Origin of the sequence: Maribacter sp. HTCC2170, from assembly GCF_000153165.2 — a bacterium.
GTDB lineage: Bacteria > Bacteroidota > Bacteroidia > Flavobacteriales > Flavobacteriaceae > Maribacter_A.
In genome coordinates, this window is the sequence record NC_014472.1 from 2,766,303 (window position 1) to 2,789,694 (window position 23,392).

Here is a 23,392-nt window from a genome sequence, read left to right on the forward strand (position 1 = left end):
AAATCCGTAAGTAATGGACTTATAGGCATGGTTGTCATTAGTATTTTTTTTATTTCCATTTCCAATTCAATTCGTTGATATATGTAGCTCCTAATTCAGTTACGTGCCTTTTAAATTCCGTTTTCTATTAAATTCGAACATTTTTCTTTCAGTAATATCCATCTTTTAATTATTTAGTATTAAGGTATTCACCTTTTTAATTTCACTAATCTGTATAACGGGCTGAATATTGGTATAGTTTTTAAAGTCACTTATAATTGCATCTATATTTTGTCCTATCGCTTTATTATATTCAGCAACATCGCTAATATAAAAATAGCCTATTGCCACAAAAGGCACTTTATCAGTTGACGTTCTGCCAGCTATACCCTTATCAATTTCATAAAATTTTAAATTTGCGCCTAAAAATGAGGCTACCATTGGCATATGCTTTTTTTCATAATAGTCCATGTCAAAGGTTTTATCTTCTCCATTCGGGTAAAGTATTTCTACCTTAAACATTCCAGTTTGTGGTATGGTTGTAGGTTTAAATTGACCGGATTTGCAACCTATCAAACTTATAAATGCGAAGGTTGCCATGAAAATTTTAGTCCTAATCATAATATCAATTAATTTTATAGAGTGTTGGCGGTAGTTTTTAATCTCATAAGTACTATATAATTCCGTGTTTTGCAATCATTTTTTCAATTTGAAGTCTATGTCTTAAAATATGAACGATTGCGTGTTCGGTAATAGCTTCTAAATCGTAAGTTGTCCAAGAAGTTTTGATTATAGTATTCATTAATTGGTCATATGTCAAATGCCATTTGTCTTCAAAAGTTTCAACCGTATATTCAAACATTTTTTCAAGGTTAGATATTCCTTGTTCAGTTTTTTCAATTTCTATTTTTGGAACAACATAATTATTCCCAAACCTTTTTCTAATATGATTCGCATAAACATATCCCGAATTAATCATATGCAAAACTATATTCCTTACTGATTGAAAGTCAACGTCAGTTTTTTCATTATATACTTTTTGGAATTCAGCGTCAGGAATCTGCAGGTGCAAGTTTTTTAATTCGTTCAGAGCTTTTTCGTATTCGTCAGTTAAAGCCCCAATAGCTCCTTTCCTAAATGTTCTATTCATTTTAATTTCTTATAGCCAAAGTTGTACAATGTTTTTAATTATATTTTTTATTTACATTGTCATCTGCTTTTTTTTATTTTCATTAATGTTTTTCCAGATTTGAATAAGTCCATCAATCCTATTTCCTTTTTTGCGTCTTTAGCAAGTTTTATTTCTGCCATTTTAACAACTTCATTTGATGCTTTGGAAATACTTCCTGAATCGTAAATTGGATTTGGGTCATATTCAATCACCAGTTGTATTGCTTTAGTTTCTATTTCTCCTACTATTTCGTTTGATAAATATAATGCCATATCTATTCCTGCTGATACTCCTGCAGCGGTTATATACTTTCCTTGTTTAACTATTCTTTTGTTTTTTGGTTTTACTCCGAAATCTTTTAACAAATTTATTGGTTTCCAATGCGATGTTGCCTCTTTGTCTTTGAGTAATCCTGTTGCCGCCAAAATTAGAGAACCAGAACACACAGAAGTGGTCCACTTAGTAGTTTTGTCAATTTTGTTAATCCAATTCAGAACTTTTTCATTTTTCATTTCTCTAATGAAAGTAATTGCAGAACCTGGAATTAATAAAATATCTGCACTTTCGATTTCATTAATGTCAAATTTTGCGTTTAAATGAACATAATCAGAGTCTGCTTTTATTTCGCCTTTATTTTCTGCTACAAAATAAACTTCAGCATCTCTCATATTTCTTAAAACTTCATATGGACCAATAGCATCCAGCATTGTTATTCCGTTATATATGTAAATTACTATTTTCATTTATTTACTAGATTTTCGTTTTTTTAAATTGCAGGTAACGGTTCGGCTTTGATTTGTTGTGGAAAATTTCCGCAGGACTTTTCCGCCGTAGCCTGATTCTTTTTATAAAGCTACCGATTTCCGTTTAGGAAATCCGCCGAAATGGATTATAGGTTTTGTTCTGATTAATTCTTATCGTAAAAATATAGTGTAAAAGGCATATTTTATTGAGTAAATTCAAGGAATAATTGTTATTACTTGTTATGGTTACGCCAAACCATAGTAAATACAAATTATGGCAATGGTGTCAAAAAAACCGTGTACAGCAACAATGAACCACAAATCGTATTTACGCAAGTAGAATATCAGGGCTAAAAGCGCTCCGACGGACCCTGCAACTAGTTGCCCAGTAATTCCTTGATAACTATGCATTAAGCCAAAAAAACAAGCAAGTAGGACAATGTTAAGCACCATACTGACTTTGCTCTCTCCAAAGAATTTTACAAATTGACGCATAAAATAACCGCGAAAGATAATTTCTTCTCCAAAACCAGCGGTAGCCCAAACTACCAGTATTGCAATTAAACAGGCCGGAAGATTTCCTTTCAATGAATCAAAACTTGAATAATCTATAGGAACTCCTGTGAGTTTGGTAGTTGCTGGAACTAATGCAAAGACATAAAAAGCAAAGAGTCCTAGCGCAACTAATGGAGCATGTACGGCTATGTTTTTGACGGTGAAATTTTCACGATGAAATCCAAGTGCTGAAAATGGTTTTCCTTTATATTCTATATAATTAGCAATAATGATTAATATTGAAATAACTACATTTTCTATGTAGCTTAAACTGATGGGTCCAAACCATAAAAAGCAGATGATTGTAATGGTGATTAATGGAATTAGTGTTTGTTGTAAGGTCAGTTTGTTCATTTTTAATTGATTTTAGTTCTTTACGAAATACTGAACTAAATCTCTGAAAAACCTTTTAAATACTTACGTTTTTACTGAATGGTAGCATATTTATAACTGAATAGTCGGTAGTTGATGGCATCTTTTATTAAAACCAACTCATAAATGCTTTTCGCTTGTAACGACTGATATAGATTTCAGCAATTGCATCGTTTTCAATAGAGGCTTTTAACCGAATACGCAACTTGCCATTTTCAATCTTTTCAATTTGGTCTACCGCATCTTTGTGGATTATAATTTTACGATTGGCTCTGAAAAATAATTGATCATTTACTTTCTCCTCGAGCTCATTCAATGTAAAATCGGTGGTAATTGTTGTACCATCTTTTTGAACCGTATACACAATTTTGTTTTCGCTGTAAAAGCACAGGATATTTTCATAAGTGAGCTTTGTGATTTTTGCGCCGCTTTCAATTGTAATTTCAGCATCTTTTATGGATAGCTTGTACAAATTATATATGTCTTGTGCATACCATAAACCTATTAGAATAAAACTCAATAATAAGGTAAGTAGCAAACCAATTAATAAATAATAAAACACTGTCTGTCCACCCACAGCTTTATCTGCAATAATATTTACAGGAATATACATGAGTGCAATATATCCTAGAGTAGAAGCCATAAACCAAATAATAGTGACAATTTCTACCTTTTTAGAGAAATATTTTTTCTTGTAGAATTTAAAATTAAAATGCGCTATGATTCCAATCAGAATACATAAAACAATGGATGACAGAAAACCTTCTATGGGGAATCTATACGATTCACCACCTGGAAAACTATCACGTGTTGCTAAATGATTTACCACTAAAGAGAAAATCGTCAATACAATGACCTTTTGAAACCAACGCCAAGCAGAACTACTGATAAATGCCTGTAATGCTATTTTTACCGTATTCTTGGTTGGTGGTGTAGTACTCATGAATTAGAAGCTCATTTTTTGGTCAACCTATTTCTGGACGATTTTATTACTATTGCAGGTAACGCTTTGTGTATGGTTTCGTTGCATCGACTAAGATAGGAAATTAGCCAGACCATGGTTCAGCAGCGTTGGATTTTACGATTGGGAAAATCAAAGTAATGAACTATACACGTTGTTGTACCTTATTGTATTTGTAGAGCTTAAAGATTATTCACCTATTGATTATATTTATCAATAATTAGTTTCAATTAATAGCTAAGATGAATTATTAATAGTAAATGACGCCAATGTGGAAATATATAATTGCCTGGTTCCCCATGATTCTAATAGCAATCGCTAACGGACTATTTCGAGAGAAATTTCTAGTGAATCGTTTAAATGAACTTCAAGCTCATCAGATGTCCACAGGTACTATGATAGTGCTTTTTGGTATTTATGTATGGGTACTTTTCAAAATATGGGAACCTGAGTCGGTCAATCAAGCAATAATGATTGGTTTCTTATGGCTATTCTTTACAGTAGTTTTCGAATTTGTTTTCGGGCACTATATCGTAGGGAATTCTTGGGATAAGTTGCTCCATGATTACAATATTATGAAAGGTAGGGTTTGGATCTTAGTCCTGATTTGGATAACAATTGCGCCATACCTCTTTTTTCAATTACAAAAGTAGAATATTCTCGCTATTAGGTACAACGGTTGGGCCATGAGCAGTAGCCTCCCATAATGGCGCTATTGTTTATAGAATTTGTTGGCAGTAGTTATTTTTTTATTCCGCTTTCAAATTCTTTCAGCGCTATTTTATTTTTCCGTTTTGAGTATTCTCCATAGGCAATTCCTTTGTTGTAATCAACAATCAAATAATCAGTCCAACAAAAGAAAAAATCATAATCGTCTTTCTTTCCAAGTTCAGAATTTTCTTTAATCAGAGTTGGTGCAATTAAATAATATTTTCCAACTTCAAATTCCGTAATATATGGTCTGCATTGTGCTCCATCATCTCCCCAGATTCTAATTCTTTTTCGTGATTCAGTTCCTTTATACTTTTTTATGATTTCGACGGTCATTGAAAAAGGCATTTTTTTGTCGTACCCAATTATTTCTTGGTCAAGATAATCCGAATATTCAATCACTTTCACAAGTGCAACAAATTCCATTCCGCTTGAAATTTGACTAAAAGAACAATCTCCATGGCATTCGCAGTCACAAGCAAATGAATTGAAGGAAATCAACATCATTTTCAGAAGTAATATTTTCTTTAGAAACGTATTTTTCATAATTATTGCTAAGGTAAGGCTATGATTTCGTTGCGGGCTTACGGTCGCGGATTTTCGGCAGGAAGATCAGACGTAGTAAACTTGCAACTACCTTTGGTTTGGCCCAAAATCGAGTAATTATTTTTATACATTGTTGTGCAACGTTTTTTAATCAAATTCAGTTTCTATTTTAGTCAGATTTGAAATGTCTTTGTTCAGATATTTAATACTGACTTTTGGTGGAATTGAAATCTCAATACAAGTTTCACTAAAAACTAAGGTGTCCGAGGATAATTTTCCTTGAAATTCATTGGACATTTTCAACGCTTTGAATATCAATTTAAACATTTTTCGGTCAGAATATAATTCAAGTAATTTTTCAGTCTCTTCTTGATTAAGTTCTTTAAATCTACTGAAATGAATTTCTATCGATGGAGGAACAGAAATTCCAACAATCAGTCTATTTGTTTTAAATCCAACGTTTTCAATTAAAGGTAAAACATCAAATACATCTTTTACATAATCAACAAATTTGTTTTTAGTATTAGTCCCAATATCTCCAATTTTAGAAAATCCATTTTTAAGTTGAGTTAATATTTGTTCAGAACTGTCAGTTACCGTTTTAGATGTTTGTTTTAAAATTGAATTCTTTTCCATTTGGTTTGTGTTTCGTTCTGTTTTACATATGTTGCACAACGGTTGAGCTATGATTAGTTGCGGGATGGTTCGTAAGAAACATTCCGCTCTTGGTTAGGATAATTAATGCGAATGATTTTCCGAAGTAAAAATCCGCAGCAATTAATTATACACGTTGTTGGCTAAAGTTTATTATAGGTAATTGAAGAATAGTTCAACAAAAACACCAAGGACAACACCTAATATAGCTGCAATATTAGATAAACGTTTTAATTTAAATGTGTTTGCAAATGCTAGCCATAGACATAAAAGAGCACAAATCGATAAAACTATTGTGCCGTATAAGGGTACTATGCTATTGAAAAGCCCTATCTGATTAAAAAGAGGATCTAGTAAAGCAGTAAATCCAAAAAGAGCTAAAGTAAAATTTGTCTTTTTATGACCTATAAAAAGGTAATAACTTGCAATTAATAGCTCAACACTTATTGCTAAAGGACCAAATTGGTTGTAGTATTCTCTTTTAAAATATTCTTCGAATCCTTGAGGAAATTCAATCTTTATTATAAATGCAACACTTAAAGCAAGTCCAATAATCAAAAGTAACAATGAAATAATCTTTCTTTTTTTCATGAGGAGTTTTTAAATGTTTGCCAACGATTCGGCTATAATCTCGTGGTGGAATCATCCGGAGGGTTATTCCGTCGAAATCTAGTCGATAGATTTATAAATCAAGTTTTGTTTTAACTCTTTGCCATAATGAATTATAGCCACTGTTGACGATAGTTTACCCTAATTTGACTCCCATTGATTTTTATTCAATTCGCTTTTGGTCCATCCCAATCGACAATTTCAAAAGTTTTCAAAAGACTCTGGCGAATTGGCTCGGTGACCTCGTTAATAGCTTGCAATCCAAAATCCATGCCCACCATGGTGCGAATAGGTCGTTTACCATCTTCCGTGTCGATTAATTTTTCAAATGCTTGAACCACTAACATTGGATCCGTTGGTGCATTTTTATCTTCAAACGCCGACATTACCTGGCTACCAAAAGTCTCACTGAATTCACCAACATGCTGATAAGCCTGAGAAATCTCTTGATCTTCAGATGGAATTACAGTACTGAAAAAGTCTGTTGCAAAAGGACCTGGTTGCACCATAACTACATCAATCCCTAAAGGTGCTAGTTCATAGCGTAGAGATTCGCTAAATCCTTCCAATCCCCATTTGCTAGCATGATAAATCCCAAAACCAGGCGAACAACAACGACCTGCGATAGAACTTATTTGAATAATTAAACCACTTTTTTGAGCGCGCATAATGGGCAAAACGGCTTTGGCAACCCTAAAAGTTCCAACGATGTTAAGATCCAATTGATCTATAAATTGTTCAGAGCTGAACGATTCTATCGGACCTCCATAACCACGACCTGCGTTATTAATGAGTACGTCTACTTTTTCGATTTGTGATACTGCTTCGTCAACACTTTTATCCGAAGTAACATCTATATCAATTACTTCAATTTTCAAGTTATTGGATTTAGCAAAGTTCAAAATTTCTTCAACCTTTGATTTGTTTTTATTCTGTGTATTGCGCATGCTAGCATACACATGATGTCCTTTTTTAGCCAAATATTTCGCTGCCATTAGTCCAAAGCCCGAACTGCATCCTGTAATTAAAATATTTTTCATAATGTTATGCTTTTTAATGTTTAATTAAATTCTTTTTACAATTACCGCCAACGGTTTTGCATAACGCCCGTGGCGGTATGCGGCTGCACGGTCGGCAAGGGAGTCTCAATTGAACGCCAGCGTAAAACTTTCCGCCAGACTGAGCTCCAATTAACGAGATGAGACGAGGATTTTCAAATTTCGCAAGCGCCGGCAAAGCCGTGTGCTAGTTTTTCCAGTTTAGACTAAGTTACACTATTTGTCTGAATTTCTAGTTAGCCCAATCTAGTCATGGCTGGGTTATGCGTTGTTACCACCAGCGCTTCCTATTTGTTCTTCAATTTTTGTGTCAGTTTTATCATAGTTTTAAACGAAATATCAGGATGCGCCACCTGATTTACTGTTCCGGCAATGTAGATATTTTCTTTAGGGCTGTAATATGCTAATGCACCAGAAAGTCCTGAATATCCAATGAAACTAGGCACAACACCTGTTGGATTGAAAATCCATGGGAGTTTAAATAAATGTAATCCAATTCCAGAACGCATTGGATAAAATATTTTATTCCATTCTTTCAATTCGTCAATGAACGAAGAAGGAAACAATTTTCCAGTAAAAAATGCTTCAATAAACACAAGCATATCTTCGGATGTTGAAACTATCCCACCGTCTGGTCCAAAAGAGGTCATTGCTTTGGGTATGTTGAGTTCATTTTTTCTGTAATAAAGAGTTTTTGGTTTACTGTCTATTGGGTCTTGATATAAATAGGTTTTTGTCAGATTAAGTGGATTAATGATTAAATCATTGCAGTTTTGGTAAAATGATTTGTCTGTTATGTTTTCAATGATTCTACCCAATAGCTGAAAATTTGTATCAGAATAATGTGCTTTATTCTTAGTGCCTGGAGCAAAAAGAGTGGGTATTTTTTTTGCCCTTTCAATAACTTGTTCAAAATTCCAAGATTGGTCATTTCCATTTAGTAGTTCATCTTCTAAACTTTTACCGTTTGCTCCTTTATCCTGAAAGTAGTCAGGAAGTCCTGATGTGTGAGCGAGGAGGTGTTTGATTAATATTCTTTCTGAATACTCTTTCCCTTCATAGATGTGCAGAGTTGATAAAATTGACTTGTCTATATAGTTGCTGATTTTGTCATCAAGTTTTAGAACGTTTTCTGCTTTTAGCTTCAGAATTATAGCAGTCGAAAATAATTTGGTAGTACTAGCAATGAAGTAAGGCTGGTTTTTAGATAAATTTCCAGAAGTTCCATGCCAAACAAAACTGCCCTTTTTGACAGCAAATGATGTCCCGAATACCTTTTTACAATCCACTTTTTTATCCAAAATGGTTTGTAACGTTTTTTCTAATTCAGTCATATTCGCTCGGTTGTTTATTTCCGTTGATGGTAACGGCAAGTATAAGAAGCGGTTGAATGCTTTTTATACAATGTTGTATCAATTTTTTACCGTAATATTTGTTTTTGTTTAAGCAACTCTTTTTCTAATTTGTTGAATTCTAAATCTTGAACAGTTTTGCCTTCATCAATTGATAGGCATGCTATAACTGCTGAACTTTGACCAAGAACCATGAACACTGGCTCCATACGAATTGAACCAAATGCTATGTGTGAAGCACTGAGGCATATTGGTACAAGCAAATTATCACATTCTTCTTTTTTGGGCACAATGGAACGATAACTTATTGGAAAAGGAGCTTTAACACTGGCTTCCACATTTCCCTCGTTGGAAACAAATCCCTTGGAGTTTACATAGCGCTTAATATGATGGGAATCCATACCGTAGGCAGCCATACCTATTGGGTCGAGAATCTTTTCAATTCCTTCGCAGTTTTTCTGACTCATTACATATGCGCCGACCATACGGCGGGCTTCTCTAATGTAGAGTTGTTGCTGCCAACCATCTTTGCGTTCGTATTCATCTTTGCAGGTTCCCCATTGCGATACCTTTGTTCTCACTTCTTTAGGAATACGGGGATGATAGGCCAGTGTCCACATTAATCCTTGCTGATACCGACGATGACGTTCTACAATTTCTTCTCGTTCTTCATACGAAGCTTCAGGATAGTCCCAGTTTTGTCCAATAAAATCAGTTGAAAACCCTTTTTGGTTGTTGGTGTCTGTTTTCCGGTTGGGCATAGCTGAATTTATCCAAGGGAGTAGAGGGTCGCCATAAGAATACATCTCTTCTAAGGCTCCGTCAGCTGCTTCATAATTACGGAACAGGAGTTCATATTCCAGTTCGTCATAATTCTCTGGTTTCTTAAATGGTATTCGGTTTTCGGGATGGTCTGTCAGGGTCATTCGGAAGCAGTACGCTTGTATTCCTTTATCACCCAAGCCATCAGTTTCAGGACCACCAGCATTGATAAAAGGCAGAAGTCCGCTTGATGAATCGCCTTTTACAATGTAGGGATCTACCCCATCTATGAAATCATGGTGTACGCTGTTATGCGAAACAGTCCCCAGCAATGTTTCACTCACTTTATTAGCCTGAATACCATTTAGGGATTCTCCGTATTGGGAATTAGATTCTCTGCCCACTGTATAAGAGATTCCTGAAGCTTCCATGAGATCTCCCTCATAAGTTGCATCAATAAAAACTTCCCCAAAGTAGGTGTCTCCTGACTCAGTAGTAATAGAGTGGATGGCATTGTCAACTTTAGTTATTCCAGTTTTCCTGTTAAGTCTTTGTTCATATATTATTTTTATGTCGAGGTCCTTTATCATGTTGTGAAAAACTTTTAGAGCGGCAGAAGGCTCAAACGTCCACATAGCATCTTCGCTTTTCCCTGATCGGGTTTGTCCTCCATCCTTATATTCGGCTCTTATCTGCCAAATCCAATTGGCAGAATCTTCGTAGTATTTCCTGATATTCTGATAAAATTCACGGGAAATACCTCCAATTACCTGCTTATTGCCTATATCAGTCTGCCCAAGACCACCTGTGGTGAGTCCTCCCAGGCGATTAGTTGGTTCAATTAATATCACCGACTTACCAAGTCGTGCAGTTTGAATTGCAGCTGATATACCCGCAGAAGTGCCTCCATAAATAACAACATCTGCCGAAAGTAGGACACCATTATTATCACTCTTACAAGACAACAGAGCAATAGTAGAATATAAAATTACCGCTATTAAGGTTCGTGTTAAGTTCATTTGTTTTAGAAACAACTTGTTTATTTGCTACAACGGCTCGTCTATGATCTGTTGCGGAAAACGTCCACAGGACTTTTCCGCTTAGCCCCGAGCCATTGTATAAAATTAAGGATTTCCGTTAGGAAATCCACCGCAATGGATTATAGGTATTGTTAGGCAACGTTTTTCTTCCAATTAATTATGGAACATTTTAAATCATTACATCCTTTCCGAATTTGTACAAACCTTTTTAGACCAGGCTTTTCATTGCCACATATTTCCTTAAATGTATAATCATTTTCACTATTCCTTGATTCAGGATAACGAAGAAAGATATAGAAATCATCAACATTTCCTTCATTAGCTTCAAAGAATAAATGGAAAGGATTATTTGTGCCAATGTAATATTCTAATAAATCAATTATTTCTGATGTGAATAATGATTCATTTTCTTTAATTCGACTTAATATTTCTGTTATTTTATGATTTTTTTGAGTTGGAGTAAGTTTCCCAACTTCTTGAAGTAATCCCTTCATGAATAATTCAAGTCCATGATAGAAATTGAACAAAATTGGAACACCAACATTAAAATCATTCCATTTTGTTTTATCCTTGTATGTCAATCTCGATTCATCTTCGGTTTGGTTTGGGTCATAATTAGAAAAAACCATTGTTTTGTTTTCCAACTTTTTCATTTCAACAATGGCCTCGCGAGTTAGGTTCCAAAATTGATATGCCATTCCAAAATAATTTGCCCTTTTCATAATGTTGCCTAACATGGGGATATTATCATTGATGCTATCCACCTTATGTCATTCCTACGAATTTACTATTTTATTTTCCTTGGAAAAACCCTACTTGTCAACTTTTATTCGAACTTATCAACCTTCACTAAATCGCGTCTTTATCGAATCTTTAATAGTTTTTGCTAAACTTTTCACAAATAAAATTTAGGTGGCATGCAACCTTTTACTTTTGCCGCTGTCTCTAGTAGGGAACAAAAAAACAATCATAAAAATCATCAATCAATGTTTCAAAAAATCAAATGTAATCGGCCATTGGTCATTGGCCTTTGGCTGTTCACTTTTCTACTTACCTCCAATGCCCTTGCGCAAACCAAGTATACCATTAGTGGTACGATCAGTGATCAAAACAATGGGGAAACCTTATTTGGGGCTTCGGTCTTTTTAAAAGGCACCGCTATTGGGGTAGTCACCAACGAATACGGGTTCTACTCACTAACCGCTCCGGAAGGGAAGTACAGCTTGCATATTTCATATATGGGGTATTCAGAGATCAATCAGGAAATAAGTCTAACGAGCAATCAAAAATTGGATTTTGAAATTGCCGAGTTCTCTACCCAACTAGACGAGGTCATACTTACCGCCGATGAGCCTGAGCGCGCCATACTGCGTAAGCCAGAGATGAGCGTTGCTAAAATGAACATTGCCACAGTAAAACAAATGCCTGTGGTTTTGGGCGAAGTAGATGTATTAAAGTCCTTGCAAATGCTACCCGGCGTTACCAATAATGGTGAAGGTACGGGTGGGTTTCATGTACGTGGTGGTGCGGGTGATCAAAACTTGGTCTTACTCGATGAAGCGATCATTTACAACACCTCGCACATGTTTGGTTTCTTTTCGGTCTTTAATGCCGATGCGATAAAAGATGTAAAACTGTACAAAGGGGGTATTCCTGCCCGTTTTGGTGGTCGTGTGTCCTCGGTACTCGATGTGCGCCAGAAAGATGGGAACAGCAAACGCTTTGCCGCAACAGGTGGTATTGGTATTATCTCTAGTCGATTGGCGTTAGAAGGCCCCATGTTCAATGATAAAGGGTCATTTTTGATTGCTGGCCGACGTTCATATGCCGACCTTTTATTAAAAGCAGCAGGGAAAGATAATAGCGTAAGTTTCTATGACCTTAACCTTAAGGCAAGTTATAAACTTAATGAAGCAAACCGAATTTTCCTTTCTGGTTATTTTGGGCGTGATGCTTTTGAATTGGGTGATAATTTTAATAGTAGTTATGGTAACTCAACAGGTAACCTACGTTGGAATCATATTTTCAATGATCGCTTGTTTTCCAATTTATCGGTAATTGTGAGCAAGTACGATTATGATTTGGGCATAACAGCAGCCGAATTTGATTGGGTATCCTCAATCAACAATTACAACTTGAAATATGACTTTAAATACTATTTCAGTGACAAATTCAAGCTCGATTTTGGAGCAAGTGGTATTTACTACGATTTTGACCCAGGGCAAATTAAGCCTACCACAGAAACTTCAGCGGTGAACGCAATGTCTTTAGATCGTAAAAAAGCCTTTGAAAGCGGGGTATATGTAAATGCAGAACACAAACTCACCGATAAGCTCACCGCACAATACGGTTTGCGCTATAGTGGTTTTGCACGATTGGGTGGTCAGGCCATGGTAGATTATGAAAATGACCAACCGGTAGTGTACAATACGGTCTTGGGTATTTATGAACGAGGAACCGAAATAGGGGAGACCGATTATAAAAAAGACGAATCCATAGCAACCTTTGGTAATTTTGAACCGCGGGTTTCATTGGCCTATGAGTTGAACGAAGTATCTTCAATAAAAGCTGGTTTTTCAAGAGCTGCGCAGTATATCCACTTATTATCCAACACTTCTTCGGCAACACCCTTGGATGTATGGACGCCCAGTGGAAAATATGTAAAACCACAATTGTCGAATCAATATGCTTTAGGGTATTTCAGAAACTTCAAGGATAAAATATATTCTATGGAGGTGGAAGCCTATTATAAAAACACGGACAATAGAATAGACTATATAGATGGTTCTAATTTGATTGGACAGAATACCATTGAAACGGAAATATTGAATGGTGAATCCCGTGCTTACGGATTGGAATTCCTGCTCCGTAAAAACGAAGGAAAATTTACGGGGTGGATAGCCTATACACTTTCAAAATCGGAACAACGTACACCAGGAGGTACCGCAGGTGGGTTAGGAATCGCTGATGGCGAATGGTACAATACGCCTTATGATAGAACACATGATATTTCAGTATCTGGGGCCTATAAACTCAATGATAAATGGAGTTTTGGAACAAACTTGGTGTTCCAGACAGGACGACCGGTAACCTACCCGAATGGGCAATATGAGTATGAAGGGCTTTCAATAGCCAGTTATGCCCCACGAAACTCAGATCGTTTACCAGCATATCACCGTTTGGATCTCTCGGTAAATTATAAACCCAATCGTAAACCGGAAAAGCGGCTGAAAGGAGAATGGGTATTGGGAATCTATAATGCCTATAATCGTAAGAATGCAGCTTCCATTTCGTTTGGACAGAATTTTGAGACCGGAGCCAATGAGGCTACAAGAACAGCCATTTTCGGAATTGTTCCTTCACTTACCTACAACTTTAAATTTTAAGATCATGCAGAACTATATAAGAACAAGCTTACTACTTTTAATCGTTGCATTCACCTCATGTGAAGATGTAATTGATGTACCCGTACAAACGGCACAAACCAGATTGGTCATAGAAGCTTCTTTAGATTGGGAAAAAGGCACAACGGGAAATGAGCAAAGTATTACATTACGTACATCGACGGCATTTTTTGATTCGTCAAGTACAACGGCAGCAGCTGGTGCTTCGGTAACAGTTACCAACGATGATAGCGGTGCCGTATTCATATTTGAGGACCAGAATAATGGAAACTATACGACCAATGAATTTGTACCTGTACTTGGACAACCCTATGCCTTGGAGGTAATTCATGACGGTCAAACCTACCTTGCTACTGAAACATTGACCGCAGTACCGGACATAATCGATTTATACCAAGATACCGAAGATGGTTTTAGTGATGAGGATATAGAATTACACGTTGTTTTCAATGACCCACCTGAAGAAGGAAATTCATACTTGTTTGTTTTCCGAAAAAGTGGTGAGTTGTTACCCGATTTAGAGGTGGGTTATGATGAGTTCGTTAATGGCAATGAAATTGATTGGTGGTACGAATTGGAAGATGATGAGGATACAGATAAAAACGAGTCCTTACAACCCGATGATGTTGTTGCTATTGAGATGTATGGTATCTCGGAGGCCTACAAGAATTATATGGAAATACTTATAGACCAAATTGGTGGTGTAGGACTTTTTGAGGCCACACCCGTATCAGTAAAAGGAAACTGTGTGAATGCCACTAATCCGGATAACTATGCCCATGGGTATTTTAGACTTACTGAGGTGAACAAAGTGAGCTATACGGTTGAGTAGGAGCGGAGTGCGAGCTTGGAGGTAAAAGGAAGGTCTTTTGCCTCTAGGCTTGTTATTCTTAATCCCACCAGACCACAAAAAACTTCTCAAATTCCGTTTCCGATTTTTTCATCCAAACCATGGGTGAATTTTCTTTGAACATTTGCAGTTGTATCGCCGTATTAATTTCGGAATGGTTGCTCCATTCAACATCATTATGCGGGGCAATGACCCAACTGGATTTATTGGGAATGTAGAATTCATAATGCTGAAAATCACTTCCCCTAAACGTTTCAAATCCTAACCAAAATCCTACAATACATAAATTGTTCAATGGATTTATATTGCTTTTGGATTCACCATACGGCTTAAACAATTGGGCTTTGTAGCAACATTGATGTTCAATTTGTGTGTGGTCAATTGCATGTTGCTCCAAGGCTTTTACGCCATCTTCAGCATGTAATAATGTAAATTGTTTGTGCTTTATTTTTTGCATTTTGGCAAAGAAGCTATCAAGCTTATTAGGACCGATCAATTGATGAATAGCTTCCCCAACTTCTGGATCAATGATATAGAATTTATACGTGAGTTCTACATGGGTCAGTTTCTCTGAGGTTTGCTCTTTGAGAACAAAATCTATTTCTCCAATAGTTCTCTTTTCTCTTTTAATGGGAAGATTATGTAGCAGCAGGTCATAGGTTTCAGATTGCTCCATCAATTGTTTAAAGACATATTCCATTTGATGGCCCAAACGAATTGTATTGGGAATGTGAGATGGAACAAAAGATGCCAAATCTAGATCCGGAAAATCGAACTGTTGTATTCCAAACTGTTCCTTTTCCCAAAGGGGTGGAGTATTTAGAAACCCAAAAAATTGGCCTTGATGATTTTCTTGTGGCATAAGGAGAACTAAATTACGTGAATATTTTTTGATAATCTTTCAGGGATATTTAATCGGACCTCTGTGTTTTAGAGGTGTTTCCATCCTACAATTCAGTTCTAAAAGCATGTTTTGCAACACAAAATGACCTATATACAACAATAGTAATGTGGGGTTTTGGGATAAGAGTATATTAGCGATCAGCGATGAAGACCCCTTATCTATTTTTGATTCTGTTTTTGTATTCGATTTCTTTTTTCGGACAGGATACCTATTCCGATACTTTTTCGTCGGTTTCCTATTCCAATAATAATGGCAATACCAACTTCGCGACAAATTGGATAGAATCAAATGACGATAATTCGGCATCAAACGGGAGAATAAGAATAACCGGCAACGAGTTGCGATTCCATCGTCTTACATCACACAATATTAGAAGAACGGCAAATCTTTCTACCGCGACCGGCGCGGTTCTTACATTCAATTGGCGCACATCAAGTTTAGAAAGTGGTGAAACACTTGCTATACAGGCCTCAAGTGATGGTACTACATTCACAACATTAACAACTATAACAGGTTCAACTACAGGAAATTTTAATCAAGATATATCGACCTATATATCTGCAAATACTACTATTCGCTTTATTAAGGGAGGAGGAAACTGGAATGCCAGTAATGATCGTGCGTATATTGACAATTTTATCATTACTGCCACAACAGCTCCTGATTCTGATGGAGACGGAATTTTTGATGATGTGGATTTAGATGATGACAATGATGGTATGACCGATGAGGAAGAATACTGTACAACAGCCAATACGACGTTTTTGCTTTCGCAAGATGTGGGCACGAGAACCGTGGTTTTAAACCATACAGATTCTGGATATCTACGTTTGGATTTTTCTTCAATGGATAATTCATTTCAACTTGATATAAATGGTACAACTGTTCATCCCTCAATTTTAGAATTTGAAAATGGGGCTTTGGGCGCAGGTGAAGAATATTTTCGTTTTCAGTCAGACAATGCCTTTATAAGTAGTCCATGGGTTGCGAATTCCAATGGACTGCCACGTCTTCGTTTAATCATTGATGAAACAGGGTCAGTTTCATTCTACGGAACGCGAACTTCTTCTTCAACAACCTTGGAGATAATGCAAGCTGAAGCTGGAACACCTTTTAATACCATTACTTGGGTTCCAGGTGCGAATAATGTTTTTACCGTTACAAATCAGTCAGGGCCAGGTCCTGAGGGATTCACTGGTGTTCTTTTTGTTAGTGCATTATGCGATACTGATGGGGATGGTGTATTGAATAGCCTAGACTTGGATTCTGATAATGACGGAATCTATGATATAGTAGAGGCAGGAGTTTTAAATGAATCTGGTGTTAATGACGCAAATAATGACGGAATTATTGACGGTGTTGCCTCAACTTTTGGTAACAACGGACTCTTTAGTTCGATTGAAAATAATGATATGCCCTATGCTGATTTAACGTATACAATACGTGATTCAGATACCGATGGTATTTATGACCCGTATGAGTTGGATGCGGACAATGATTCTTGTAATGATGTTACTGAATCGGGGTTCACCGATAACAATAGTGATGGAATTTTAGCCACATTACCCACAACAGTGAGTAGTACTGGTTTGGTAACAGGAACAAGTGTAATTGATGGTTATACTGCTCCAGATGATAATAATACTAATGGCATCTATGATTTCCAGGAGGCCTCAGCGGCCCCTTCGATATCCACTCAACCCAGTGGTCCTGTTATTTGCCCAGGTTGTAGTACCGCGATTTCTGTTGTTGCTACAGATGTAAGTGGTTATCAATGGCAACTTTTTAATGGAGTAAGTTGGGTTGATTTGACCGATACCGGAATACACAGTGGTACAACAACAGGGACCTTGGTGCTAGCCAATACAGGCCCATCTGATAACGGCAACCAATATCGGGTTGTATTGACGAATGCAGCTTTCGTTTGTGATACAACGACTTCGATTACCGCAACCTTAACTTATCAGGTAAACACGATTATTTCCAATAGACGAATAACGTACAGGGTTAACAAGAATTAATCGGTATCTATCCTGTACAAGGTTATTAAACAAGATAGTTTTTTCCTTTTTTTGATTACACTCAAGTTTTTATGCTACGTTAAGTTTTATATAAAACACCATATGGCCTTGGTTAATTGTCTTATTTTTATAAGATGGCTATGACGACGAGAAAAGGGTTTCGGTTTACGCCCTACGAAGCACCGGAACAAACACCTTTCGATAAACTTTTCGATATTTTTCAGGAACTCATTACGCATACTTCGGGTGATTTTGACGAAGCCATTGATTGGTTGCGCGAATTGGACAAGGAATATGAATTGACCGATGAGAATTATACCATTGAAGACTTTATCGAAGATCTAAAGGCAAAAGGCTATATACGAGAAGAGTTTGAAGATGGTGGTGGAGAAGGTGATGAAGGCGAAGATGGCGGAGGGTCAATATCCATTACGGCCAAAATGGAACGTATGCTCAGGCAACGGGCGTTGGACCAGATATTTGGTAAGTTAAAACGAAGTGGCGCAGGTAACCATCGTACGAATAAAACAGGTCGTGGTGACGAACATACAGGTGATTTTAGGGAATATAGATATGGTGACGGGCTAGAACATATTTCTATGACTGAAAGTCTTAAAAATGCTCAAATTAACAATGGTGTGGGCGATTTTTCATTGACGGAAGACGACCTTGTTGTAGAAGACACCCATTTTAAGGCGCAAATGAGTACGGTACTGATGATTGATATTAGTCATAGCATGATTTTGTATGGAGAAGACCGTATTACACCTGCCAAGAAAGTCGCCATGGCTTTGGCAGAATTGATTACCACACGTTACCCAAAAGACACCTTGGATATTTTAGTGTTCGGAAATGATGCATGGCCTATACCAATCAAAGATTTGCCGTATTTAAAAGTGGGTCCTTATCATACTAATACGGTAGCCGGATTGCAATTGGCTATGGATATGCTTCGTAGAAAGCGAAACACTAACAAGCAGATATTCATGATCACCGATGGTAAGCCCAGTTGCTTGCGAATGCCAGATGGTACCTATTATAAGAACAGTGTTGGTTTGGACGAGTATATTGTTGAGAAATGCTACAATATGGCAAGTCAAGCACGAAAACTCCATATTCCAATTACGACTTTTATGATTGCCCAAGACCCATATTTAAGGCAGTTTGTTCGTCAATTCACTGAAGCCAATAAAGGCAAGGCATTCTTCACAGGCTTATCTGGATTGGGGGAAATGATTTTTGAGGATTATGAAGCGAATCGGAAACGAAGACTTAAATAAAGTACGAGGTAAACTGGGATTAATTTGAAAACTGGAAGAATTAAATGGTGGCAGCGTAAAAGAAATAGGTTCTTTATGGCCGGAGGTGTGCTGTTCTTTTTGTTTATATGGAGTTTGCCGTCAGAATTACCCATGAACATCATGTATTTAGTAAAAGCATATGCCGAGCCCGAAGTATGTCAAGGGGCCTTTGAGATAACAAAGAAAGATTCCAAAGTATTGAATCTTTTGGGCGAATTGGAAGCTACAGGAGGTCTGGATATGCTCAATGGCTCTGTGTTTTATTCAAAGGGAGGTGATTCTGTGGCAATAACAATCGATGTTACTGGAGATAAAGAAATAAAAAAAATACGTTCAAAAATGGACCTCGTGGCTTTTAAAGTCAACGGGGAATGGGAATATCAAAAAATACGGGTACGAATAAAACAACCCATTAAAATGAAGCAAACCATAATGGTTTTTGACAAAAATGAGGTAAGTACTAATAATTAAATTCGATTAAGCATTAAGAAATAGATAGGATTATGAATTTGGATATAAAAAAGATAAACACTTTGGGAGCGCTTAAAAAAGCAGGCTATCAAAGTAAAAGTATAAAAGATGAGTTACGCACTAACCTAATTTCGAATATTAGGGATGGCGTAGCAACCTTTGAAGGGGTTTGGGGCTATGAAAATTCGGTTATTCCTGAATTGGAACGTGCCATCCTTTCACGACATAATATTAATCTGTTGGGTTTACGAGGACAAGCAAAAACCCGATTGGCGCGATTGATGGTTGGTTTGTTGGATGAATTCATTCCAATTGTCCAAGGCTCTGAAATCAATGATGATCCCTTAAAACCTATTTCGAGGTATGCCAAGGAATTGATAAAGGAAAAAGGAGATAAAACCCCGATATCGTGGCTGCCTCGAACGGACCGTTTTTATGAAAAACTGGCTACTCCGGATGTAACTGTTGCTGATTTAATAGGCGATGTAGACCCTATAAAAGCAGCCAATCTAAAGCTATCCTATGCTGATGACCGAGTGATACATTTTGGGATGATCCCACGTGCCAATCGCTGTATATTCGTAATCAATGAATTGCCTGATTTACAATCTCGAATACAAGTATCCTTATTCAATATCCTGGAAGAGGGTGATATTCAAATTCGTGGATTCAAATTGCGGTTGCCATTGGATTTACAGTTCGTATTTACAGCAAATCCGGAGGATTACACGAATAGGGGAAGTATTGTAACGCCATTGAAAGATAGAATTGGTTCTCAGATTTTAACGCATTATCCAGATGATATTTCAACAGCCAAGAAGATAACCGAACAAGAATCAAATTTGGATAATCGACAGATTGAAGGTGTTTATGTTCCTGAAATTGCCAAGGATTTATTAGAGCAAATAAGTTTTGAAGCCCGTGATAGTGAATATGTAGATGTTAAAAGTGGTGTTAGTGCACGAACAAGTATAACTGCTTTTGAGAATCTGCTAAGTACGGCGGAACGCAGGACATTACTTTCAGGAGCTGATAGCACAACGGTTAGGCTAAGCGATTTTATTGGCGTTATTCCTGCAATAACAGGAAAGATTGAATTGGTATATGAAGGAGAGCAGGAGGGGGCAGATATTGTTGCATCTATTCTAATTGATGAAGCTGTAAAATCTATCTTTCCACAATACTTTCCTAAAATAGATAAATTGGAACGCAAGGACGCCGAGAGTCCGTATGATGAATTGACCTCTTGGTTTTTTCAAAGTGAAGGATTTGAATTGGAAGACGAGTATACTGATGCTGAATATAAAAGGGCTTTGGATGATATTCCACCTTTAAATCAATTGATTAAAACGTTTCAGCCAGATGTTTCAAAAACAGACAGTTACTTTTTAAAAGAGTTGTTGTTATGGGGTCTTGTCGCTTATAAAAAATTGAGCAAACATCGGTTTTCGGAAGGATACCAATTTAAAGATCTTTACGGTAGTTATATCAACGATCTATAATAAAAAAAAGCCCTTCCAATTTTGGAAGGGCTTTCCTTTTCACTGCAATCAATTTCCCATCATAATTGATATGCGGGCAGGTTAAAAATGAAGGAACTACCTTCTTTGGGTTTACTTAAAACTGTGATGGTTGTATCGTGTAAATCCATTATTTTTTTAACAATTGCCAAGCCTAGCCCGTAACCTTGTTTTTTAGTGTTTTTGTTTACTTGCTTATAGCGATCAAAGATGAATGGTTGTTCATTTTTTGCAATTCCTGCCCCGGTATCCGTGATATTTATTTCAATCTGATCGTTGATATGGTTCAATGACAAGGTGACCTCACCTTTTGGTTCGGTGTATTTTATTGCATTTTCAATGAGGTTCTGCAAAGCACGCTCCACAAGGCTTACATCGGCATATACCATGCAATTCTCTTCAGGATTGTTCAGTCGCAAACGTATGTCTTTCTTTTGCGCCAACACTTCAAATTTGGCGATAAGGTCATGTGACAACTCAGTTATTGAAAAGGGTTCTTTTACCGGGGTAATCTGTTCAGCTTCAAGTTTTGAGTACTCGAACAATTGATTGATCAATTTAGATAATTTATCAACATTATCATGGGTAATCTGCAAATACTCCTGTTTTTCTCTCTCAGAGAGTGTATCATTTTTAATTTGAAGGGTTTCTATATACCCCTTTAAAACGGCCAGTGGCGTTCTGAGGTCGTGCGAAACATTGGCAATAAGTTCTCGTCTTAGCAGATCTACAGATTTCATCTTATCTATATTTCCTACGATGGTATCTGCCATCTCATTAAAGGTGTTTGCAAACACTTCAATATCTGAATCTTTTGGATTTTCGATACGCGCCTCTAAATCCCCTTCTCGAAATCTACGTACGGTCCCAGTCATTAGTCTTAGGTTTTTGGTTAAGAACCAAATACTCAAAAACCCTATGAGACCTGCAAAAAGTATGGATAGCAGTGAGGCTCCAATTCCAAGATTTGAATAAAACCGACCAATTAAATTGTCATTTGCCAGTTGTAATTCTTGTCCTGCCAGTATTATATAGATAAATCCTTGTTTTCCTGAAATATCGAATGGTGCAGCAGAGAATATTTTTTGCTTATCCGGATTTCTTGGGTCATCTCCTAAAATATGTTGCTCACCATTTGTTTCAATAAAAGATTGTATAGGAGCCAAGGATACTTTTTTTGCCTCAGACCCATCACTATGGTCAAGAACCACCGAATACAGAATCTCTCCCTTTTTATCTAATAGATAAACCTCTATACTGCGGTTTACGGCCATCATATCGTGCATTAGGTCCCCGAACAAAGCCTTGTTTACATTACCATCTTCTAAAAAAGGGGATGCACCATTGAATTTTTCTTCTATGAGGTGATTGGCGAGATTGGCATTGACTATTTGGGCTGTTGCCTCACTATGCTTGTTGGCAAAATACCCAGTAACCATAATATATGAAGTTCCCATGACTACGATAAGTAGTATAAAGGCCAGCCATAACTTTTTGACCAATCTTGGCGTTAATGTGTTTCCTGAACTCATAATAAAATGTCTTCATTAAATTTATATCCTACACCCCATGTCGTAAGTATAAAAGTGGGGTGTGTCATATCTGATTCAATTTTTGCGCGCAGCCGATTTATATGCGAATTGACCGTATGCTCATATCCTTCAAAATTGTATCCCCAGATAATGTTCAGTAACTCCGTCCTTGTGTAATTCCTTCCAGGATTTGAAGCCATTAATACCAAGAGTTCAAATTCTTTCGGGCTAAGTTCAATCTTGTCATCCTCCAATAGAACTTTTCTTTTATCTATATCAATAAACAAGCCTTCAGCATGTATTGAGGCAGTGTTTTCTTTTTTAGTTTCTTTAATATCAGTTCTTCTTAATACTGCTTTCACTCTTGCCAATAACTCTCTGATACTAAAAGGTTTGGTGATATAGTCATCTGCACCTATCTCAAGACCAAGTACCCTGTCTATCTCCTCAGATTTAGCTGTAAGCATAATAATTGGTGTATTCTTTACAGCCCTAAGTTTTTTACATATTTCTACCCCATCCAGTGTTGGTAGGGTTAAATCCAAGAGAATAAGATCATAATTATTTTCCAAGGCCATATTCAAACCCTGTTGTCCATCCATTGCCTTGGCTGTTGTATAGATTAAATCGGTGAGATGAATTTCTAGAAGCTTTATAATCTCCGGATCATCTTCTATGATAAGAATGTTTTTCATAATTGTCTACTACGAATGAAGTTAAAAGATATCACATAACTATCACAATGAAAAGATATAAACAAAGAAGCCTGTTTTGTAAGTAAACCATGATACTTCCAAGTGTCTGCATGTCTTATGTAGTTGAACTCATCACAAAATCCTTACAACGAGTTACTAAAAGTTTATCATTTTGTGATTC

General features: G+C 36.6%; 22 protein-coding genes. 7 read left to right on the forward strand and 15 right to left on the reverse strand.

Annotated elements, in window-relative coordinates; translation table 11 throughout:
• Positions 1–165: 165 nt before the first annotated feature.
• From FB2170_RS12105 to FB2170_RS12125, 5 genes are all read right to left on the reverse strand, one after another.
• A complete protein-coding gene (locus FB2170_RS12105) occupies positions 166–675 on the reverse strand; it encodes an EthD family reductase (protein WP_202795950.1) in 510 nt (169 codons plus the stop codon).
• Positions 653–1,129, reverse strand: coding sequence for a DinB family protein (locus FB2170_RS12110; RefSeq protein ID WP_013306851.1), 477 nt, complete (start codon positions 1,127–1,129; stop codon positions 653–655). Before FB2170_RS12110 ends, FB2170_RS12105 begins: the two co-directional genes overlap by 23 nt.
• 59 nt (positions 1,130–1,188) lie before the next feature.
• Entirely contained in the window at positions 1,189–1,893 is a 705-nt protein-coding gene (locus tag FB2170_RS12115) for a DJ-1/PfpI family protein (protein WP_013306852.1), read from the reverse strand.
• A gap of 246 nt (positions 1,894–2,139) precedes the next feature.
• A complete protein-coding gene (locus tag FB2170_RS12120) occupies positions 2,140–2,802 on the reverse strand; it encodes a CPBP family intramembrane glutamic endopeptidase (RefSeq protein ID WP_013306853.1) in 663 nt (220 codons plus the stop codon).
• A gap of 127 nt (positions 2,803–2,929) precedes the next feature.
• Positions 2,930–3,763, reverse strand: coding sequence for a LytR/AlgR family response regulator transcription factor (locus tag FB2170_RS12125; protein WP_013306854.1), 834 nt, complete (start codon positions 3,761–3,763; stop codon positions 2,930–2,932).
• A gap of 287 nt (positions 3,764–4,050) precedes the next feature.
• Here FB2170_RS12125 and FB2170_RS12130 point away from each other — a divergent pair, with 287 nt between their 5' ends.
• A complete protein-coding gene (locus FB2170_RS12130; protein ID WP_049782670.1) occupies positions 4,051–4,434 on the forward strand; it encodes a hypothetical protein in 384 nt (127 codons plus the stop codon).
• Between the two features lie 88 nt (positions 4,435–4,522).
• Here FB2170_RS12130 and FB2170_RS12135 read toward each other — a convergent pair whose 3' ends face one another.
• The 7 genes from FB2170_RS12135 to FB2170_RS12165 all read right to left on the reverse strand — a co-directional run bounded on the left by FB2170_RS12135 (position 4,523) and on the right by FB2170_RS12165 (position 11,211).
• The gene (locus tag FB2170_RS12135; protein ID WP_013306856.1) at positions 4,523–5,038 is read right to left on the reverse strand and encodes a hypothetical protein; all 516 of its coding nucleotides are present in this window, start codon (positions 5,036–5,038) and stop codon (positions 4,523–4,525) included.
• A gap of 147 nt (positions 5,039–5,185) precedes the next feature.
• Entirely contained in the window at positions 5,186–5,674 is a 489-nt protein-coding gene (locus FB2170_RS12140; RefSeq protein WP_013306857.1) for a hypothetical protein, read from the reverse strand.
• 171 nt (positions 5,675–5,845) lie between these two features.
• Entirely contained in the window at positions 5,846–6,283 is a 438-nt protein-coding gene (locus FB2170_RS12145; protein ID WP_013306858.1) for a hypothetical protein, read from the reverse strand.
• Positions 6,284–6,468: 185 nt separating this feature from the next.
• Positions 6,469–7,341 carry an SDR family oxidoreductase gene (locus tag FB2170_RS12150; protein ID WP_013306859.1) on the reverse strand — a complete coding sequence of 291 codons (873 nt, stop codon included), beginning with the start codon at positions 7,339–7,341 and terminating at the stop codon, positions 6,469–6,471.
• Between the two features lie 305 nt (positions 7,342–7,646).
• Positions 7,647–8,693, reverse strand: coding sequence for a serine hydrolase domain-containing protein (locus FB2170_RS12155; RefSeq protein WP_013306860.1), 1,047 nt, complete (start codon positions 8,691–8,693; stop codon positions 7,647–7,649).
• An 86-nt stretch (positions 8,694–8,779) separates the two neighbouring features.
• Positions 8,780–10,492 (reverse strand): FAD-dependent oxidoreductase, encoded by a 1,713-nt coding sequence (locus FB2170_RS12160; protein WP_013306861.1) that lies wholly within the window; start codon positions 10,490–10,492, stop codon positions 8,780–8,782.
• 152 nt (positions 10,493–10,644) lie between these two features.
• A complete protein-coding gene (locus FB2170_RS12165; RefSeq protein ID WP_148232104.1) occupies positions 10,645–11,211 on the reverse strand; it encodes a hypothetical protein in 567 nt (188 codons plus the stop codon).
• A 288-nt stretch (positions 11,212–11,499) separates the two neighbouring features.
• On the opposite strand from FB2170_RS12165, the gene FB2170_RS12170 reads away from it, so the two are divergent.
• Positions 11,500–13,899, forward strand: a complete 2,400-nt coding sequence (locus FB2170_RS12170) for a TonB-dependent receptor (RefSeq protein WP_041633202.1) — start codon at positions 11,500–11,502, stop codon at positions 13,897–13,899.
• A gap of 4 nt (positions 13,900–13,903) precedes the next feature.
• Positions 13,904–14,749 carry a DUF4249 family protein gene (locus tag FB2170_RS12175; RefSeq protein WP_013306864.1) on the forward strand — a complete coding sequence of 282 codons (846 nt, stop codon included), beginning with the start codon at positions 13,904–13,906 and terminating at the stop codon, positions 14,747–14,749.
• A 58-nt stretch (positions 14,750–14,807) separates the two neighbouring features.
• Here the strand turns inward: FB2170_RS12175 and FB2170_RS12180 are convergent, their stop codons facing one another.
• Entirely contained in the window at positions 14,808–15,629 is an 822-nt protein-coding gene (locus FB2170_RS12180; protein ID WP_013306865.1) for a DUF1853 family protein, read from the reverse strand.
• A gap of 185 nt (positions 15,630–15,814) precedes the next feature.
• On the opposite strand from FB2170_RS12180, the gene FB2170_RS12185 reads away from it, so the two are divergent.
• The 4 genes from FB2170_RS12185 to FB2170_RS12200 all read left to right on the forward strand — a co-directional run bounded on the left by FB2170_RS12185 (position 15,815) and on the right by FB2170_RS12200 (position 20,966).
• On the forward strand, positions 15,815–17,692 hold the full coding sequence (locus FB2170_RS12185) for an immunoglobulin domain-containing protein (protein WP_013306866.1): 1,878 nt from the start codon (positions 15,815–15,817) through the stop codon (positions 17,690–17,692).
• Between the two features lie 134 nt (positions 17,693–17,826).
• Entirely contained in the window at positions 17,827–18,972 is a 1,146-nt protein-coding gene (locus FB2170_RS12190; RefSeq protein ID WP_013306867.1) for a vWA domain-containing protein, read from the forward strand.
• Positions 18,973–18,996: 24 nt separating this feature from the next.
• Positions 18,997–19,464 (forward strand): hypothetical protein, encoded by a 468-nt coding sequence (locus FB2170_RS12195; RefSeq protein ID WP_148232105.1) that lies wholly within the window; start codon positions 18,997–18,999, stop codon positions 19,462–19,464.
• A 32-nt stretch (positions 19,465–19,496) separates the two neighbouring features.
• A complete protein-coding gene (locus tag FB2170_RS12200) occupies positions 19,497–20,966 on the forward strand; it encodes an AAA family ATPase (protein WP_013306869.1) in 1,470 nt (489 codons plus the stop codon).
• Between the two features lie 59 nt (positions 20,967–21,025).
• Here the strand turns inward: FB2170_RS12200 and FB2170_RS12205 are convergent, their stop codons facing one another.
• Together FB2170_RS12205 and FB2170_RS12210 are read right to left on the reverse strand one after the other, a co-directional pair.
• Positions 21,026–22,516, reverse strand: a complete 1,491-nt coding sequence (locus FB2170_RS12205) for a sensor histidine kinase (protein ID WP_013306870.1) — start codon at positions 22,514–22,516, stop codon at positions 21,026–21,028.
• The gene (locus FB2170_RS12210) at positions 22,513–23,211 is read right to left on the reverse strand and encodes a response regulator transcription factor (protein ID WP_013306871.1); all 699 of its coding nucleotides are present in this window, start codon (positions 23,209–23,211) and stop codon (positions 22,513–22,515) included. The genes FB2170_RS12205 and FB2170_RS12210 overlap by 4 nt, the downstream gene beginning before the upstream one ends.
• Positions 23,212–23,392: the final 181 nt, after the last annotated feature.

Excerpts from the sequence above, each read along its gene's own strand:
- FB2170_RS12110 (WP_013306851.1), bottom strand. The coding sequence starts at position 1,129 with ATGAATAGAACATTTAGGAAAGGAGCTATTGGGGCTTTAACTGACGAA.
- FB2170_RS12115 (WP_013306852.1), bottom strand. The coding sequence starts at position 1,893 with ATGAAAATAGTAATTTACATATATAACGGAATAACAATGCTGGATGCT.
- FB2170_RS12120 (WP_013306853.1), bottom strand. The coding sequence starts at position 2,802 with ATGAACAAACTGACCTTACAACAAACACTAATTCCATTAATCACCATT.
- FB2170_RS12125 (WP_013306854.1), bottom strand. The coding sequence starts at position 3,763 with ATGAGTACTACACCACCAACCAAGAATACGGTAAAAATAGCATTACAG.
- FB2170_RS12130 (WP_049782670.1), top strand. The coding sequence starts at position 4,051 with ATGTGGAAATATATAATTGCCTGGTTCCCCATGATTCTAATAGCAATC.
- FB2170_RS12135 (WP_013306856.1), bottom strand. The coding sequence starts at position 5,038 with ATGAAAAATACGTTTCTAAAGAAAATATTACTTCTGAAAATGATGTTG.
- FB2170_RS12140 (WP_013306857.1), bottom strand. The coding sequence starts at position 5,674 with ATGGAAAAGAATTCAATTTTAAAACAAACATCTAAAACGGTAACTGAC.
- FB2170_RS12145 (WP_013306858.1), bottom strand. The coding sequence starts at position 6,283 with ATGAAAAAAAGAAAGATTATTTCATTGTTACTTTTGATTATTGGACTT.
- FB2170_RS12150 (WP_013306859.1), bottom strand. The coding sequence starts at position 7,341 with ATGAAAAATATTTTAATTACAGGATGCAGTTCGGGCTTTGGACTAATG.
- FB2170_RS12155 (WP_013306860.1), bottom strand. The coding sequence starts at position 8,693 with ATGACTGAATTAGAAAAAACGTTACAAACCATTTTGGATAAAAAAGTG.
- FB2170_RS12160 (WP_013306861.1), bottom strand. The coding sequence starts at position 10,492 with ATGAACTTAACACGAACCTTAATAGCGGTAATTTTATATTCTACTATT.
- FB2170_RS12165 (WP_148232104.1), bottom strand. The coding sequence starts at position 11,211 with ATGGCATATCAATTTTGGAACCTAACTCGCGAGGCCATTGTTGAAATG.
- FB2170_RS12170 (WP_041633202.1), top strand. The coding sequence starts at position 11,500 with ATGTTTCAAAAAATCAAATGTAATCGGCCATTGGTCATTGGCCTTTGG.
- FB2170_RS12175 (WP_013306864.1), top strand. The coding sequence starts at position 13,904 with ATGCAGAACTATATAAGAACAAGCTTACTACTTTTAATCGTTGCATTC.
- FB2170_RS12180 (WP_013306865.1), bottom strand. The coding sequence starts at position 15,629 with ATGCCACAAGAAAATCATCAAGGCCAATTTTTTGGGTTTCTAAATACT.
- FB2170_RS12185 (WP_013306866.1), top strand. The coding sequence starts at position 15,815 with ATGAAGACCCCTTATCTATTTTTGATTCTGTTTTTGTATTCGATTTCT.
- FB2170_RS12190 (WP_013306867.1), top strand. The coding sequence starts at position 17,827 with ATGGCTATGACGACGAGAAAAGGGTTTCGGTTTACGCCCTACGAAGCA.
- FB2170_RS12200 (WP_013306869.1), top strand. The coding sequence starts at position 19,497 with ATGAATTTGGATATAAAAAAGATAAACACTTTGGGAGCGCTTAAAAAA.
- FB2170_RS12205 (WP_013306870.1), bottom strand. The coding sequence starts at position 22,516 with ATGAGTTCAGGAAACACATTAACGCCAAGATTGGTCAAAAAGTTATGG.
- FB2170_RS12210 (WP_013306871.1), bottom strand. The coding sequence starts at position 23,211 with ATGAAAAACATTCTTATCATAGAAGATGATCCGGAGATTATAAAGCTT.